Origin of the sequence: Streptococcus sp. 27098_8_69 (assembly GCF_041432445.1) — a bacterium.
In the GTDB taxonomy this organism is placed as follows: Bacteria; Bacillota; Bacilli; order Lactobacillales; family Streptococcaceae; genus Streptococcus.
Window position 1 is genome coordinate 1 of record NZ_JAPVZO010000029.1, and the last position, 17,585, is coordinate 17,585.

Annotated in this window: 13 protein-coding genes and 2 tRNA genes; 10 read left to right on the top strand and 5 right to left on the bottom strand. The window is 34.7% G+C overall.

Annotated elements, in window-relative coordinates; genetic code table 11:
• Nucleotides 1-37: 37 nt before the first annotated feature.
• The 5 genes from O3658_RS09145 (at nt 38) to O3658_RS09165 (ending at nt 2,696) form a co-directional block, all read left to right on the top strand.
• A tRNA-Arg gene (locus O3658_RS09145) sits at nt 38-111 on the top strand.
• A gap of 165 nt (nt 112-276) precedes the next feature.
• Nucleotides 277-411: a ComC/BlpC family leader-containing pheromone/bacteriocin gene (locus O3658_RS09150; protein ID WP_371561036.1), complete on the top strand. Its 135-nt coding sequence runs from the start codon at nt 277-279 to the stop codon at nt 409-411.
• 22 nt (nt 412-433) lie between these two features.
• The gene (comD, locus tag O3658_RS09155; RefSeq protein WP_315640220.1) at nt 434-1,753 is read left to right on the top strand and encodes a competence system sensor histidine kinase ComD; all 1,320 of its coding nucleotides are present in this window, start codon (nt 434-436) and stop codon (nt 1,751-1,753) included.
• Complete coding sequence (gene comE, locus O3658_RS09160) at nt 1,750-2,502, top strand: competence system response regulator transcription factor ComE (RefSeq protein WP_049530388.1); 753 nt, start codon at nt 1,750-1,752, stop codon at nt 2,500-2,502. Before comD ends, comE begins: the two co-directional genes overlap by 4 nt.
• A gap of 120 nt (nt 2,503-2,622) precedes the next feature.
• A tRNA-Asn gene (locus O3658_RS09165) sits at nt 2,623-2,696 on the top strand.
• Between the two features lie 211 nt (nt 2,697-2,907).
• Here the strand turns inward: O3658_RS09165 and O3658_RS09170 are convergent.
• Nucleotides 2,908-3,450: a TetR/AcrR family transcriptional regulator gene (locus O3658_RS09170; protein WP_371561039.1), complete on the bottom strand. Its 543-nt coding sequence runs from the start codon at nt 3,448-3,450 to the stop codon at nt 2,908-2,910.
• Between the two features lie 128 nt (nt 3,451-3,578).
• Here O3658_RS09170 and O3658_RS09175 point away from each other — a divergent pair, with 128 nt between their 5' ends.
• Entirely contained in the window at nt 3,579-6,230 is a 2,652-nt protein-coding gene (locus O3658_RS09175) for a YhgE/Pip family protein (protein WP_371561041.1), read from the top strand.
• Nucleotides 6,231-6,261: 31 nt separating this feature from the next.
• On the opposite strand, the gene O3658_RS09180 is transcribed toward O3658_RS09175, so the two are convergent.
• Both O3658_RS09180 and O3658_RS09185 read right to left on the bottom strand, forming a co-directional pair.
• Nucleotides 6,262-8,811, bottom strand: coding sequence for a YfhO family protein (locus O3658_RS09180; protein WP_371561043.1), 2,550 nt, complete (start codon nt 8,809-8,811; stop codon nt 6,262-6,264).
• A 61-nt stretch (nt 8,812-8,872) separates the two neighbouring features.
• Nucleotides 8,873-10,495 (bottom strand): ATP-binding cassette domain-containing protein, encoded by a 1,623-nt coding sequence (locus O3658_RS09185; RefSeq protein WP_000958799.1) that lies wholly within the window; start codon nt 10,493-10,495, stop codon nt 8,873-8,875.
• A 206-nt stretch (nt 10,496-10,701) separates the two neighbouring features.
• Between O3658_RS09185 and trpS the strand changes: the two genes are divergently transcribed.
• Both trpS and guaB read left to right on the top strand, forming a co-directional pair.
• Nucleotides 10,702-11,727 carry a tryptophan--tRNA ligase gene (gene trpS / locus O3658_RS09190; protein WP_070458200.1) on the top strand — a complete coding sequence of 342 codons (1,026 nt, stop codon included), beginning with the start codon at nt 10,702-10,704 and terminating at the stop codon, nt 11,725-11,727.
• Nucleotides 11,728-11,888: 161 nt separating this feature from the next.
• Complete coding sequence (gene guaB / locus O3658_RS09195; protein ID WP_371561046.1) at nt 11,889-13,367, top strand: IMP dehydrogenase; 1,479 nt, start codon at nt 11,889-11,891, stop codon at nt 13,365-13,367.
• A gap of 54 nt (nt 13,368-13,421) precedes the next feature.
• On the opposite strand, the gene recF is transcribed toward guaB, so the two are convergent.
• Complete coding sequence (recF, locus tag O3658_RS09200) at nt 13,422-14,513, bottom strand: DNA replication/repair protein RecF (protein ID WP_371561048.1); 1,092 nt, start codon at nt 14,511-14,513, stop codon at nt 13,422-13,424.
• 2 nt (nt 14,514-14,515) lie between these two features.
• Nucleotides 14,516-14,884: a S4 domain-containing protein YaaA gene (gene yaaA, locus O3658_RS09205; RefSeq protein ID WP_371561050.1), complete on the bottom strand. Its 369-nt coding sequence runs from the start codon at nt 14,882-14,884 to the stop codon at nt 14,516-14,518.
• A 161-nt stretch (nt 14,885-15,045) separates the two neighbouring features.
• Between yaaA and yfmF the strand changes: the two genes are divergently transcribed.
• A complete protein-coding gene (gene yfmF, locus O3658_RS09210; RefSeq protein WP_371561052.1) occupies nt 15,046-16,296 on the top strand; it encodes an EF-P 5-aminopentanol modification-associated protein YfmF in 1,251 nt (416 codons plus the stop codon).
• Nucleotides 16,293-17,576 (top strand): EF-P 5-aminopentanol modification-associated protein YfmH, encoded by a 1,284-nt coding sequence (gene yfmH / locus O3658_RS09215; protein ID WP_371561054.1) that lies wholly within the window; start codon nt 16,293-16,295, stop codon nt 17,574-17,576. The genes yfmF and yfmH overlap by 4 nt, the downstream gene beginning before the upstream one ends.
• Nucleotides 17,577-17,585: the final 9 nt, after the last annotated feature.

Here is a 17,585-nt window from a genome sequence, read left to right on the forward strand (position 1 = left end):
GACTAAGCTAGCTTTTTTTGATAAGATAGACTAGTAAGGTCTCATAGCTCAGCTGGATAGAGCATTCGCCTTCTAAGCGAACGGTCGCAGGTTCGAATCCTGCTGGGATCAGTGTTAAATCGTAAGCTGGGAAAAAATCCCAGCTTTTTTTGTAAAAATTTGACATTTCAGAATAAAATTTGAGCATTTGAGAAATAATTCTCTATAGGTATCGTATATTTTATATAATATTTTTGTAAGTTAATTTACAAGAAAAACATTATAGGAGTTTATATTATGAAAAAGAATACAGATTTTGCTCAAATGAAAGATTTCCAAGAATTGAATGAAAAAGAACTGCAGAAAATCAGAGGTGGGGAATGGAGACCTATGTATACAATAAACAATTTTCTTTTTTCAAAAAGTAAGTAAGTAAAAATAAAGGTGGGAAATAATGGATTTATTCGGATTAGTAATTGCTATTGTTTATGTTTTTATTATTAGTAAAATTCATGAATGGGTTTGTAAAGCAACTAGAAAAGACCAATATTTTTTTAGTCTTTATATCTTTCTACTACCATTAGTATTAGAAGTAACTCTCCATTTCTTGAACTTAGATAGTTTTGGTTTGTCTAAATTTTTATTTCCTTTCCTCCTATTTGGTTACTTTGTTGGATTTAAGAAGTATGAGAAATCTAAGGGAATTTTTATCAGTCTATTATTTTCTCTTTTATATAATAGTACTAATAACTTTTTATCAGTAACCTTATCATCTATTACAGGAGATGAGTTTGCATTGAAGTATAACAATTATTTTTCTCTATTTATCCTGATCTTAACTTATTTGGTTATTAAAGTTGTTGTTTCTTATTTCCATCTCGAATTTAAATATTTTGATAAAGACTATCTATATCCTTTTCTGAAAAAAGTGCTCTTTACATTTATTTTTCTACACGTTGTCTCTTTCACTTCAGATATTGTGAGTACGATTCGTCACTTAAATGGTTTTGGAAGTATTTTATCATCCATTATTTTTGTTGGCCTACTTTTGACTTTCTTTTCTATGAATTCTCACAAGGTTCAGATAGAAAAAGAGATTGAATTGGAACAAAAGAAGTTTGAGCAAAAACATTTACAAACTTACACGGATGAGATTGTTACTTTATATAATGAAATTCGTGGTTTTCGTCATGATTATACAGGCATGCTTATCAGCTTAAGAATGGCGATTGAAAGTAAAGATTTACAAGAGATTGACAGAGTTTACAGTGAAGTTCTTGTCAAAGCAAATCAAAAATTACGTTCAGATAAGTATACCTATTTCGATTTGAACAATATTGAGGACTCAGCGCTTCGAAGTTTGATTGCCCAATCTATTGTCAATGCGAAAACTAATGATGTAGAGTACACATTAGAGGTAAAAGATATCATTACTCCTTTGTCCATGGAACTGTTAGATTTGGTGCGCGTGATGAGCGTTCTGCTCAATAATGCTGTTGAAGGGGCAGTTGAAAGCTATCAAAAACAACTAGAGGTAGCTATTATCAAGTTGGATCTTGAAACCCTGGTTGTCATCCAAAACTCTTGTAAAAAAAGAAAGGTAAAATCCGAAGATTTATTTGAATTAGGATTTTCAACTAAAGGAAGACATAGAGGACTTGGACTTAATAATGTTAAAGAAATTTTAGGAAAATATGACAATGTTATTTTAGAAACAGAAATTGATAATGATGTATTTAAACAAGTGATTAGATTTAAGAGGGAACTGATATGAAAGTATTGATTTTAGAAGATATTATAGAACACCAAGTAAGGTTGGAAACAACTCTAAATAAAATTTCTAAGGAAACAAATATTCCTATCTCCTATAAAACAACAGGAAAAGTAAGAGAGTTTATGGAATATGTAGAGCATGATGAAGTCAATCAGCTTTATTTTCTAGATATTGATATCAATGGGATTGAGAGAAAAGGATTTGAGGTTGCTCAATTTATTCGTCATCGCAATCCTTATGCGATTATTGTTTTTATTACAAGTCGATCTGAATTTGCTACTTTGACTTATAAATACAAAGTTTCAGCATTGGATTTCATTGATAAAGAAACCAGTGATCAAGTTTTTAAAAATAGAGTTGCCGACTGTGTGCTTTACACTAAGACTACTTTACTTGAAAACCAATCAGTCGTTGATTATTTTGATTATAGTTATAAAGGAAATGATCTTTGTATTCCTTATCATGATATTCTCTACATTGAGACAACTGGAACTTCTCATAAATTACGGATTGTAGGTAAGAATTTTGCAAAAGAATTCTATGGAACAATGACAGATATTCAAGAAAAGGATAAGGAAACCCAACGTTTTTATCTAGCTCACAAGTCATTTTTAGTCAATATTGGTAATGTGAGAGAAATTGATCGTAAAAAAATGGAAGTTGTATTTTATGAAGATCATCGTTGTCCTATCTCTCGCCTAAAAACTAAAAAATTGAGAGAACTAATGGCTAAAAACCAAAAAAAGTAATTGACAATTTTTGATAAATTGATATAATGGTTATATCTGCTACAGGTAGAGAGTCCGTTGGTTAAGAAATCGTCTTTTCATAGCGGTAACACGGGTTCGAATTCCGTACGGACTATTTAATCCGCCATAGCTCAGTTGGTAGTAGCGCATGACTGTTAATCATGATGTCGTAGGTTCGAGTCCTACTGGCGGAGTCAGACGAAAGGAACACTATTTGGTGTTCCTTTTTTTGATTCTTTGTCCGATGTAATGAGGGGAGGCATACCTAACATACGGAGAGATAATGATTTGTGTCCGAAAATAAAACTAAGGAAATTGTATTGCCTTAGCCTAATAAGAATAATAAAATAGGCTCCATAATATTCATAGGGGGTGATTTCCTATAAATATTATGGAGCTTTTTTATTAATTTGTATCCCCTAACATTTTCATCAAAAAGTCCGTGATTTCTTGTGGACTTTCTTTTTTTCCGTGGGCAATCCAGGTTTGACAGACTCCAAAGAGAGCATTTGTCAGATAGACACTACTGTATTCTAATTCGACTTCATTTAGTTTGAGTTGCATAAAACGTTTTTGAAGGTCTGTGCTTAGTAGGATGTGAAGCTTATTTCTCAGGAAATTTTGAATTTCCTTGGTTCCATTTTCAGATAAAAGAGCTGCTAGGAGTGGTTCTGATTCTAAGTATTCAAATACTTCTAGAATAGCATTTCGTTTGTGATTAGCATGTTTTTGAAAGATATATTCGAAGGTATGAAATAGTTTACTTTGGTAATGTTCAATCATATCGTATTTATCTTTGTAATGAGTATAGAAACTGGAGCGGCTAATTCCAGCTTTTTGTGCTAATTTAACAGTTGTAATCTGATCGAATGGTTGTTCCATCAATAATTCTACCATGGCATTTTCGATAATACGCTTGGTTTTTAATCGTTTATTACTTTCTTTCATGTTCCCTCCAGATGAACATTTTTAGACAATATGTCCAAAAATAGATTTTTTATCTTGTCTTTTTAATTTTTTTATGTATAATCTATTATATCAAAAATTTAGACAAGTAGTTTAAAAAAGGAGACAATATGTTTAAAGAATGGAAAGCAATCTTTAAAAAACCGACATTTATTATTGTCATGATAGGAATTTCCTTAATTCCAGCTCTTTACAATATCATTTTCTTATCATCAATGTGGGATCCATATGGTAAACTTTCGGAGTTACCTGTAGCAATTGTTAATAAGGATCAAGCTGCTACTTATAATGATGAAAAACTCACTATTGGTGAAGACATGGTGTCTAATTTAAAAGATAGTAATAGCATGGATTTTCATTTTGTAGATGAAGGTGAGGGAGAAAGAGGACTGCGGGATGGAGATTATTACATGGTTGTAACGTTGCCAAGTAATCTTTCTGAGAAAGCTTCTTCTATCCTTACAAATCATCCTGAACAGATGACGATTGACTATCAGACATCAAGTGGTCATAGTTTTACTGCAAGCAAGATGAGTGATTCTGCCATGACACAAATGAAACAGACAGTGGCTACTAATGTTACTCAATCTTATACTAAAGCTTTATTTAAAAAGATGGGTGATTTAAAAATTGGTTTATCTAAAGCTGCAAATGCAAGTTTACAGTTGGCTGATGGTTCGAATCAGCTTTCTGATGGGAGTCAAACCTTAACAACCAATCTTCAAACCTTAGCTCAATCGAGTCTCACATTTTCTAATGGTGCTGATCAATTATCTACAGGTTTAGGAACCTATACAGCTGGTGTAAATCAGTTAAATCTTGGTCTTGGTAATTTTAATACTGGTTTAAATCAATATACCAGCGCTATTTCACAAATCGACAATGGATTAAACCAACTGAATTCACAGACACCGGCACTGGTATCAGGATTGACTCAACTTGATTTAGGCACACAAGCCTATACAGGTGGTGTTTCTCAATTAAATTCAGGATTAAATCAATTTTCACTTGGTATTGATACTTATACAAATGGAGTTCAAAGTCTATCATCAGGTGCAAATCAGATTTCTACTAAATCAGAGATTCTACGTACAGGATTAACACAACTTAATCAAGGTATTCAAGAACTTTCTACTCAATTAGATGCGACAACCCAACAAAAAGATAAGATTAAACAATTAGCAACTAGTTTAGAGCAATTTAATCAAGCTATTCAAACAGCAGATAGTGGAGAGATAACACAAGTAACAAACAAGCTTTCTAGTAGTCTATCAACCATTGCAAATTCAGCACAAAGCATCATTACTTCAAATCAAGCTGAAAAAGAAACTACTTTGTCAGCTATTCAATCTACGAGTGCTTATCAAAGCTTAACTCCTGACCAACAGGCAGAGATAACTTCTGTGGTTTCTAATCAATCATCTTCTACTAGTGAGTCAGTACGAACAATTTTAACTACAGTTCAAACGTTACAATCTTCTTTAGAAAATGTAACCACTCAAACAAATAGTTTAACTCAATTAAAGAATCACTCAAGTAAATTATTACCAACTGCTTCTTCAACATTGACAAGTTTGTCAAGTGGATTAACACAGATTCAAACAGCAATTGATGGTCAGTTATTGCCAGCTAGTCAAACTCTATCTGGTATTGACAGCTATACAAAATCTGTAGACCAAGTAGCTTTAGGAGCAAGTCAGTTGAGTTCGAAAAGTTCGAACTTGACAGGAAGTTTCAATAAGTTGCTACAAGGCTCTAATCAGTTAACAGAAAAATCTTCTACATTGACAAGTGCTACTGCTAAATTAGCAGCGAATGGGCCAGAATTAGCAACAGGAATTGATAAACTTGCATCAGGTGTCAACCAAGTAAACAATAAAACATCAGATTTAACCGCTGGATTTAATCAATTACAAGCGGGTTCTCAACAATTAGCTGATAAATCAGACCAGCTAATTTCAGGAGCAAATCAACTGGATAATGGTTCTGAAAAAATAGCTAGTGGAGCAGATCAACTTGCTCAAGGCTCAGAAATTCTACAATCAGGACTTGGAAAATTAAGTGATGGCTCAAGTCAATTAAATCAAGGTTTGACAGAGGCTGAGGGGCAATTGCAACAGGCTTCAACTGAACCAACAAATGCAGACTTACTGGCTGATCCTTTAAGTCTTTCAAAAACTGATGCGGATCAAGTAGCTGTTAATGGGATTGCCATGGCTCCGTATATGATATCAGTTGCTCTTTTTGTTGCTGCTATTTCAACTAATATGATTTTTGCTAAATTGCCTTCTGGGCGCCATCCAGAAAGTCGCTGGGCTTGGTTTAAGTCTCGCTTTGAAATTAACGGTATCATTGCTGGTTTGGCAGGAGTATTAGTTTATGGTGGGGTACATTTAATCGGACTGACTGCAGTTCATGAATTCAAAACTTTAGCTTTGATCATTTTAACTAGTCTTGCTTTCATGGCGATGGTAACAGCATTGACAACCTGGAATTCTCGCCTAGGCGCCTTCTTCTCCTTAATTTTATTACTCCTTCAATTAGCATCAAGTGCAGGAACTTATCCTTTAGCTTTGACGAATCAATTCTTTAAAACTATTAATCCATGGTTACCTATGAGTTATTCAGTTTCAGGTCTACGACAAACCATTTCTATGACAGGTAATATTCATAGTCAGATTATTTTCCTTATCTTTACAGTAATGATTTTTGTTGCTTTAGGAATGCTAGCCTATCAACCTAAAAAAGCTGAAGAAGACTAAAAACAATCGACCAATTCGGTCGATTGTTTTTTTATCTAGAATATTTTTTTCTTTGAATATCATAAAAAATAAAGACAATAATGGCTATAAGAGAACAACTTGCACCAGCAACAAATCCTTTTGGAATAAAGGAAAGGGTAATAGTTCCTTCACCTTCAGGAACATCAATTTTCATAAATCCAGTTTGTGCCTGTTGAATTTGTATTTTTTTACCATTTTGGTAAGCAGACCATCCTCGGTCGTAAGGAATTGTGAAAAAGATCGATGTCTCATTCTTTACCTTATAATTTACAGTGACTTTATTTTTATAAGAGCTCACTTCTACTGGATTTTCTTTTATTTTGCGTATAGCCTCCGTATATTTATTAGTATCTAAGCGATAGAAAGTTGGAGATTCAAATGATACTTGAGCATTTCCTGGGAACTTAATCTGGATATCAAAAGTTTGTTTATGTTCTGCATATCCAAGATTAAAAAATGTAAAAACATTATCTGTGGTAAAGGATTTTTTTTCACCATTGACAATGATGTCAACTTGCTTTTTCTTATCGTTTGAAAAATTTAGCTTGGTCATGGAAAGGTAAACCTGACTATTATCAGGTACTTCAATGCTGTAGCTGATAGTTGCATCTTCAGTATCAGTTCCGTTTAGATTGATAACGTTGTCATCAGAGTCTGTATAATGATTTATCGGATAAAAGTACTCTTCATTTAAGCCAGCAATTTGATTTAAAAATTGAGTTTGGTTATCAAGAGTATGGTCATTAAAAGTGACATCTTTGTAAAGAGACTGTGTAGCAAAAGCAATTGGGAGAGCGAATTGATTTTTATAAAGGGTTAGATTATCTTTTTGATAGCTTGGATGAAAACCATATTTATCTGGATAGGTTTCAGAAATATTGTAGCTGATTCCAAATAAACTATCTGCAATGATAGTATTATTTGCATAACGAAGATTAAGGTTGGTACCTGAAGATTTAAAACCCAACTTATCTAACATTGTACTTGCAGAACGATTACGAACAGATGAAAATTGTGAGATGCCATTGTAGTTAAATTTCATGCTATCGTTTCCAGTTTGAGTTTGTAACTTTTCAGTTCGTGTAAATGTATCTGGTTTCTGTTTGGTATACTCCCAAATAGCTTCCATACTTGGAATATCTTTATCATAGGTACTACGAGAAGCAAATCCCCATTCTTTCGTAATTCCATTTAGTTGAGATGAAGCATTAAAACTAATTTCACTTATTGTAAAGATCAAAATAAGAATTGAAAAGATTTTTAGAGAAATCAGTTTTTTAATAAGTGCCAATAGTAACAGTAAGTATACCACTAAGAATTCAAGCGTTAAGAGTATATTTAATTTAGTTAAAAACGAATAATGATTTTTAAAATAAATGGTTGCCAGATAGCCAAATAAAAGGAAGGTTATTGAGAATAAAACGTTCCACAATTTTATATCTTTAACTCTATTAAAAACTTCTGCTGATATATAGATTAAAAGAGTAGAGAAAATCCACGCATAGCGATGAAGAAACATATTTGGCGCGTGCATTCCTTGCCAAAATAGATCTAAGGCTTCTAGATAAAAACTAGCAATGATGATAATGAGTAGAGTTGCATAGCATAGTTTCACGTGAAACTTAATTGATTTTAATGTAAAGAATACAATTGTTAAGATAAAAGGAAGGAGGCCAACAAAAATCATTGGGATGGAACCATATTTAGTTGTATCGAAAGCACCAATGAATTGTTTAGCAAACAGATCTAGATACCAACTGGCATCTGTTTTTATTTTTGTAATAGCGGTTAGTTTTTCACCATGAGTTCTTAAATCAAAAAAGGTTGGGAGTGTCATGATGAAACTTGTTAAACCAGCGAGTAAGGATGTTAGGAAAAAATCAAGGAAAGAATACTTGCGACTTTTAAAATCCCAGGAAAGTTGGCAAAAATACCAAACTACCAAAAACAGGGCAGTCATATAACCAAAATAGTAGTTTTGGATAAATAAGATTGACAAACTTGTAAAGTATAGAATACGTTTTTTTTCCGTTATGAGTAGATGTAAACCAGTTAAAATTAAGGGAATTAAAATAAAAACATCTAACCAGGTTTTAATCTCAAGTTGACTAACTGTAAAGCTCATTAATGCATATGAGGTAGATAGAGCTAATCGAAGTAGGGCAGGTATATTTTTGAATATTTTACTCAAGCTAAAAAAGGTTGACAGACCTATCAAGCCAAATTTCAACAAGGTTGAAAGATAGACTGCATCTGGCATGCTTGATACATCAAAAAAATAAACAAGAGGAGATAGAAAACTACCAAGGTAATAACTGGACAAGGCATAAAAATTGAGACCTAGACCACTGGTAAAAGTATAAAATAGACTATCACTCCCATGTAAAATATTACGAAGATTAAGATCAAAAATAACATATTGATGAAATCCATCCCCTAATAAAGGTGAAGTATCACTGTTCCAGTAGATACCTTGAGAAAGATAGACTCCGAACATAATCACTAGGGGAATGATGAAAGAAATAAAATAGGTCCAATAGTTTCTAAAAAATGTTTTCATGTTACCTCATAGAATGATAGAAAACTCAGTTGGTTAATCCAACTGAGTTTTAAAGTATTATTTAGTCTTTCCAAAGTTCTTTGACTTTTGCTTGTACTTCAGCATTTTCTAAGAATTCATCATAGGTTTCATCAATACGGTCGATTACACCGTTTTTAGATAGGACAATAATGTGGTTAGCCAATGTTTGAATGAATTCATGGTCATGACTGGCGAAGATGATAGATTCTTTGAAGTTTTTCAAACCATCGTTCAAACTTGAAATAGATTCCAAATCTAAGTGATTAGTAGGATCGTCAAGTACTAGAACATTTGATTTCAAAAGCATGAGTTTCGATAGCATCACGCGCACTTTTTCTCCCCCTGACAAGACATTTACAGGTTTGTTAACCTCATCTCCAGAGAAGAGCATACGACCAAGGAAACCACGCAAGAAGGTATTATCATCTTCTTCTTTACTTGCGAATTGACGTAGCCAGTCAAGAATAGATTCACTCCCAGCAAAATCAGCTGAATTGTCTTTTGGTAAGTAAGAGCGACTAGTTGTAACCCCCCACTTGACAGTTCCTTCATAGTCGATATCACCCATAATAGCACGAATCAATGCAGTTGTTTGAATGTCGTTTTGACCGATTAGAGCTGTCTTGTCACCTGGACGCAAGATAAAGCTGATGTTGTCAAGAATAGTTTCGCCATCAATCTTGACAGATAGATTTTCTACTGTCAAGAGATCGTTTCCGATTTCACGTTCAGCTTTAAAGTTGATAAATGGATATTTACGACTAGATGGCACAATTTCTTCAAGTTCAATCTTATCAAGCATTTTCTTACGTGATGTTGCTTGTCTTGATTTAGAAGCATTAGCAGAGAAACGAGCAACGAATTCTTGGAGTTGCTTAATTTTTTCTTCTGCTTTAGCATTACGGTCTGCTAGCAATTTAGCAGCAAGCTCAGAAGATTCTTTCCAGAAGTCGTAGTTTCCGACATAGAGTTTGATTTTTCCAAAGTCAAGGTCGGCCATGTGAGTACATACTTTATTTAAGAAGTGACGGTCATGGGACACGACAATAACGGTGTTATCAAAATCAATCAAGAAATCTTCTAACCAAGTAATAGATTGGATATCCAAACCGTTGGTTGGCTCATCCAAAAGAAGGACATCTGGTTTACCAAATAGAGCTTTAGCAAGGAGTACTTTCACTTTGTCTCCATTTGCAAGTTCACTCATATTTTGGTAATGAAGATCTTCAGGGATATTCAAGTTTTGCAAGAGTTGTGAAGCTTCACTTTCAGCTTCCCAACCACCTAGTTCAGCAAATTCACCTTCAAGCTCAGCTGCACGAACTCCATCTTCATCAGTAAAGTCTGCCTTCATATAGATAGCATCTTTTTCTTTCATGATGTTGTATAGTTTTTCATTACCCATGATAACAACATCAATAACACGTTCATCCTCATAGTCAAAGTGATTTTGACGAAGCACAGAAAGACGTTCATCAGGTCCAAGAGAAACATGACCAGTTGTAGGTTCAATATCCCCAGCTAAGATTTTTAAAAATGTTGATTTACCTGCACCGTTAGCACCAATTAAACCATATGTGTTTCCTTCTGTAAATTTGATGTTGACCTCATCAAAAAGTTTGCGATCACTAAAACGTAGTGAAACATCAGATACTGTTAGCAATTTTTTTCTCCTATTATATGTAATACTCTAATTCTACTAGAAAATCAGCAAATATTCAAATTTTTATCTGTCAATTATTTGTAAAGGATATTTACAGATAGTTTACAGTTGAGGAGTTGAAATCGTAATTATTTGATAAAAAAAATTACCTGTCTTTTTATCAAAAAAATGCTATAATTGAAAAGACTATATCAAAGGAGAATAAGATGAATAAACCCATTATTTTAACAGGAGATCGTCCAACGGGGAAATTACATATTGGGCACTACGTTGGTAGCTTAAAAAATCGTGTCTTATTACAGCAAGAAGATAAATATGACATGTTTGTTTTTTTGGCTGACCAGCAAGCCTTAACTGACCATGCAAAAGATCCACAAACTATTGTAGAGTCAATTGGGAATGTTGCTTTGGACTATCTTGCAGTGGGATTAGATCCTAATAAATCAACGATTTTCATTCAAAGTCAAATTCCAGAATTGGCAGAGCTTTCTATGTATTACATGAATTTAGTTTCTTTGGCTCGTCTGGAGCGAAATCCAACTGTCAAGACAGAGATTGCTCAAAAAGGATTTGGAGAAAGTATTCCGACAGGATTCTTAGTCTATCCAATTGCACAAGCAGCTGACATCACAGCTTTTAAGGCTAACTATGTTCCTGTAGGTACAGACCAAAAACCGATGATTGAACAAACGCGTGAGATTGTACGTTCATTCAATCATGCCTACAACTGTGATGTTTTGGTAGAGCCAGAAGGGATTTATCCTGAAAATGAAGGAGCAGGTCGCTTACCTGGTCTTGATGGAAATGCCAAAATGTCTAAATCGCTTAATAATGGTATCTACTTGTCAGATGATGCAGATACTTTGCGTAAGAAAGTAATGAGTATGTATACAGATCCAGATCACATTCGTGTCGAGGATCCAGGTAAGATTGAAGGAAATATGGTCTTCCATTACTTAGATGTTTTCGGACGTCCTGAAGATTCTCTGGAAATTGCTGACATGAAAGAGCATTATCAACGTGGAGGTTTAGGTGATGTCAAGACTAAACGTTATCTACTGGAAATCCTAGAACGTGAACTTGGTCCAATCCGTGAACGTCGCCTAGAATATGCCAAAGATATGGGTGAAGTGTACAATATGCTTCAAAAAGGTAGTGAAAAAGCTCGAGAAGTTGCTGGCCAAACGCTATCAGAAGTAAAATCAGCAATGGGTCTAAATTACTTTCATTAATAGATAAAATACGAACTCTAAAACTATCTCTTCTTTAAAATTAAAGGGATAGTTTTTTACATTATCTATTATCAATATAATTGACAAATTTTCATAGAATGGTATGATAGATACAATACAAAAAGCGTCAAGCTCAAAAAGAAAGAAAAGAGGAAACTTCAATGTCTAATTGGGACACTAAATTTTTGAAAAAAGGTTTTACCTTTGATGATGTATTGCTTATTCCAGCAGAGAGTCATGTATTGCCTAATGATGCGGATTTAACAACAAAATTGGCAGATAATTTGACTTTAAATATCCCAATTATTACAGCAGCCATGGATACTGTAACAGAAAGCCAAATGGCTATTGCTATTGCGCGTGCAGGTGGTCTTGGTGTTATCCATAAAAATATGTCTATTGAACAGCAGGCAGATGAAGTTCGTAAGGTAAAACGTTCTGAAAATGGTGTTATCATTGATCCATTCTTCTTGACTCCAGAGCATACAATTGCAGAAGCAGATGAACTCATGGGACGTTACCGTATCAGTGGTGTTCCAGTGGTTGAAACTCTTGAAAATCGTAAATTGGTTGGTATTTTAACAAACCGAGACCTTCGTTTTATTTCAGATTACAATCAACCAATCTCAAATCATATGACCAGCGAGAATCTTGTTACTGCTCCTGTTGGAACAGATCTTGAAACAGCTGAGAGCATTCTTCAAGAACACCGTATTGAAAAACTTCCTTTGGTTGATGAAGAAGGTCGTCTTTCTGGCTTGATCACGATTAAAGATATTGAAAAAGTGATTGAGTTTCCAAATGCAGCTAAAGATGAGTTTGGTCGTCTTCTAGTTGCTGGTGCGGTAGGTGTAACTTCTGATACTTTTGAACGTGCTGAAGCCCTCTTTGAAGCAGGAGCAGATGCAATTGTCATCGATACAGCACACGGACACTCTGCAGGGGTTCTTCGTAAAATCGCTGAAATCCGTGCCCATTTCCCAGACCGTACACTGATTGCTGGAAATATCGCTACTGCTGAAGGAGCCAGTGCCCTTTATGATGCAGGAGTTGACGTTGTTAAAGTTGGTATTGGGCCAGGTTCAATCTGTACAACTCGTGTTATTGCTGGTGTAGGAGTTCCCCAGGTAACAGCAATTTACGATGCAGCAGCAGTTGCTCGTGAATATGGCAAAACAATTATCGCTGATGGCGGAATCAAGTATTCTGGAGATATTGTAAAAGCCCTAGCTGCTGGAGGAAACGCAGTGATGCTCGGATCAATGTTTGCAGGAACGGATGAAGCTCCAGGTGAAACTGAAATCTTCCAAGGACGTAAGTTCAAGACATACCGTGGTATGGGTTCAATCGCTGCAATGAAGAAAGGTTCAAGCGATCGTTACTTCCAAGGCTCTGTCAATGAAGCAAACAAACTCGTTCCAGAAGGAATTGAAGGACGTGTTGCATATAAAGGAGCAGCAGCTGATATCGTATTCCAAATGATTGGTGGTATCCGATCTGGTATGGGGTATTGTGGTGCAGCTAACCTTAAAGAATTGCATGATAATGCTCAATTTATCGAAATGTCTGGTGCTGGTCTAAAAGAAAGCCATCCACACGATGTGCAAATCACAAATGAAGCACCAAACTATTCAATGTAATAAAAAATCTCCTGTTTTACAGGAGATTTTTTATTGTTTACACTGATGTAAATATTAGTTTACGGATAATTGACCGTTCTTTACAGTAAATATACTGAGATTATCAGGTAAGTTTTGAAGATGCTCTAAACTAGTTGTTGTAATAAAGGTTTGAATATTTTGAGATATAGTTTCTAATAATTTAAGTTGACGAGTATTGTCAAGTTCACTCATAACATCGTCAAGTAAAAGAATGGGAGACTCCTTAGTGATACTCTCCATCAATTCTATTTCTGCAAGTTTTATAGAAAGAACAAGGCTACGATGTTGTCCTTGACTTCCAAAACTTGCGTCCATTCCATTGATTAAGAAAATCATATCATCCCGATGAGGACCAACTCCAGTATTCTTCTTAAATAAATCTCTTGATCTACTTTTTTGAAGTGCTGCATAGAAAGACTCTGCTAGTTTTTCCTTGTCAGTGAAGTTTACAGATGGTTGATAACGAATTGACAACTCTTCCAATTGGTCCGAAATATCAAAGTGTTTTTCACGTCCAAAAGATTCCATTTTTTTGATAAATTCTTCTCTGTGGACCATCACCCGACAACCATAGTCTACTAGCTGGTCATCCAGAACAGATAAAAATGTTTCGTCAATCTGATTGGCTGACTTTAAGTAGGTATTTCTTTGTTTGAGCACATGATTGTAGCTTGACAAGTCTGACAAGTATATGGGTTTGATTTGCCCTAGCTCCATATCTATAAACTTACGTCGGATAGCTGGTGCTCCTTTGACAAGTTGTAAATCTTCGGGTGCAAATAGGACAACATTCATGTGTCCAATATAGTCAGATAGCCGAGCTTGCTTTAAGTGATTGACCTTAGTAATCCGACCTTTGGGGGTTAAGTCAATCTCAAGTGGTACAGTAGCCGTTCGTTTTTGAAGAATTCCAGAAACTTGAAGCTGCTCTTCTTCAAATCGGATTAAATTCTTGTCTGTCTTTGTCCGATGACTTCTAGTTAAAGCTAAAAAGTAAATACTTTCCAGAAGATTAGTTTTGCCTTGGGCATTTCGCCCCACAAATACATTTAATTTAGGATTAAATTCAATTTCGGTATCCTGATAGTTTCTAAATTGCTTGATGGATAAGTTTTTTAGCCACATACTTATCTACCTGGGAAACGTGGTGCAGTTTTTGTTTTAGCTTTCGGGGTCCTTTTTGTTGGCTTTTTTTTGACCGTCTTATTCATTTCTTTGACAAGTTTAGCCACACGTTCTTTCTCAAGTTTTTCTTGGAGATATTCTTCCTTTTCTTCTAAGCTCGGTTGCGTCAGAATGATTTGGATTTTCATGTCAGGAATGTCGATAGAGTCTCCGATTCTTCCTTTTTTCCCACGACGATTTTCTAATTCCCCATTAAAGTAGACATGATGCTCAGCTAAAAAGGATTTAATAGCTCCGCCACTGTGTATAATACCAAGTTCTTTCAAGAGAGCTTGGAGAGTGATAAATTCTTCAAATAATTTGTATTCCATAGTTCACCTCAATCTTTGGTATTATACCATATTTTATCTTGAAATGGCAGAGGTAAATTCGTTTGAAATGAAAGCGATTTTAATTTTAAAAGGGGTAAAGAGAACAAGAAAATTTTCTCTTTTCATGGTATAATAGAACTCTATGTAGAAGGAGGTAAGAGATGGAGTTAGTACCTGGAATTGCAGTGCATTTTATCCAATCAAAAAAATTTAAAACTAATAAAATTACTGTGCGTTTCACAGCTCCATTGTCTTTGGATTCAATTTCAAGTCGTATGTTAAGTGCCAGTATGCTTGAAACTGCCAACCAAAGTTATCCAACTGCTCAACTGTTTAGAAAACGTTTAGCAACCTTGTATGGAACTGATTTGTCAGCGCACGCCTATCGAAGAGGACAAAGTCATATTGTGGATTTGAGTATTTCCTATGTGCGTGATGAATTTTTAAGTAAGAAAAACGTATTAACTTCTCAAATTTTAGAATTACTGCACCAGGTTTTGTTTACACCATTGTCGGATGAGGATGGATTTGAGAAAAATGCTTTTGACATCGAGAAAAAACAGATCTTATCAAGGCTAGAATCAGAATTGGAAGACCCATTCTTCTTTGCACATAAAGAGTTAGATCAATTGTTTTTCCAAGAAGAATCAATGCAGCTAGTTCCAAAAAATTTGATTTCTAGAATTTCAGAAGAGACTTCAAAAACATGTTTTTCAAGCTATCAAAAAATGCTAAAAGAAGACCAAATAGATATTTTCTTCTTAGGCGATTTTAATGAAATTGAAGTTTTAGAGTTTTTACATAAATTTCCTTTGACAGGTCGTAAATCAGCTGTAAACATTCAATATCAGCAACCCTATTCTAATATTCTTAGAGAAGGCATTGTTAGAAAGAGATTAGGACAGTCTGTTTTAGAGATAGGCTACCATAGTTCAGTGGCATATGGTGATGAAGAACAGATGGCAGTGCTTCTTGTCAATGGTCTTTTAGGAGCCTTTCCTCATTCGAAACTATTTACCCAAGTGAGAGAAAAAGAAGGACTGGCCTATACGGTATCAAGTCATTTGGATCTCTTTAGTGGATTTTTACGATTGTTTGCTGGAATTGATCGGCAAAATCGAAACAAAGTAAGAAAATTGATGAATCATCAGTTGCTTGACATAAAAAATGGCAAGTTTACAGATAAGGAAATTGATCAGACTAAACAAATGATTCGTAGATCCTTACTACTAGCTCAGGATAATCAAGATTCTATTGTCGATAAATATTATCTGTCAACTTTTTTTGGGAAGGCGAATCTTGACACAAAAATTTTAATCGATAAGCTTGAACAAGTTGATAGAGAAGCAATTTGTGAAGCAGCAAACAGTTTTAAGTTGCAGGCTATTTATTTTATGGAAGGAGCAGAATGACCAGACCTACTTTTCAAAAGAAATATTATCCTGCTGTAAAAGAAACTTTGTATCAAACTAGCTTAGAAAATGGTTTGATAGTTACTTTACTACCTAAAAAGGACTTTAACGAGGTTTATGGAGTTGTGAGTGTCCAAGTCGGTTCTGTTGACACAAGGTTTACAGTAGATGATAAGGGCTTACAACAATATCCTCAAGGGATCGCTCATTTCTTAGAACATAAGCTTTTTGAAAGAGAAGATTCTGGAGATGTTATGGCAGCTTTTACAGAGCTAGGGGCTGAAAGTAATGCCTTTACGAGCTTTACAAATACTAGCTATCTTTTCTCGACTTCTGAAAATGTTCTAGAGTGCTTAGATTTACTTGAAGAACTTGTCACTACCTTCAATATGACTGAAGAATCAGTGGAGCGCGAAAAGGATATCATTCAACAGGAAAGAGAGATGTATCAGGATGATCCGGATTCTTGTCTATTTTTCAAGACTCTGGCAAATCTCTATCCAGAAAGTCCTTTAGCTTCAGATATTGTCGGTAGTGAAAACTCCATTGATGCTATTTGTCTGAAGGATTTGAAAGAGAACTTTAAAGAGTTTTACAGACCTGTCAATAGTAATATCTTTTTGGTCGGTAATTTTAAACTTGAACTTCTTGAAGATTATTTTACTAAGAAATCTTATCTTCAAGAGAAAAAACATGAGTTTAAAAGAGAACAAATATCTTTACATCCTGTAAAGACTACTGAAAGTTTACGGATGGACGTAGCTTCTCCAAAATTAGCGATCGGCATTAGAGGAAATAAAGAAATCGGAAATCGAGATCAGTATCGTTATCATCTTTTATTGAAATTGTTGTTTACAATGATGTTTGGTTGGACTTCACAAAGATTTCAAAAATTATATGAGACAGGTAAACTGGATGCTTCCCTGTCTCTAGAAATAGAAGTTGATCCTCGTTTCCATTTTGTGATATTAACAATGGATACAAAGGAACCTGTGGCACTTTCTCATCAATTTCGCAAAGCTATTCGCAATTTTGTTAAAGATGAGGATGTAACTGAGGATCACTTGGATATTGTAAAAACTGAGATGTATGGAGAATTTCTTCATAGTATGGATTCCCTAGAATACATTGCTACTCAGTATCATCCAACTAAGACAGGCTCGACCCTGTTTGACCTTCCTAAACTTTTGCAGGAAATTACTCTAGAGGATGTTCTAGAAGCAGGACATGATTTGATAGATAATAGCGACATGGTTGATTGTACAATTTTCCCGATATAATCGCTAGAA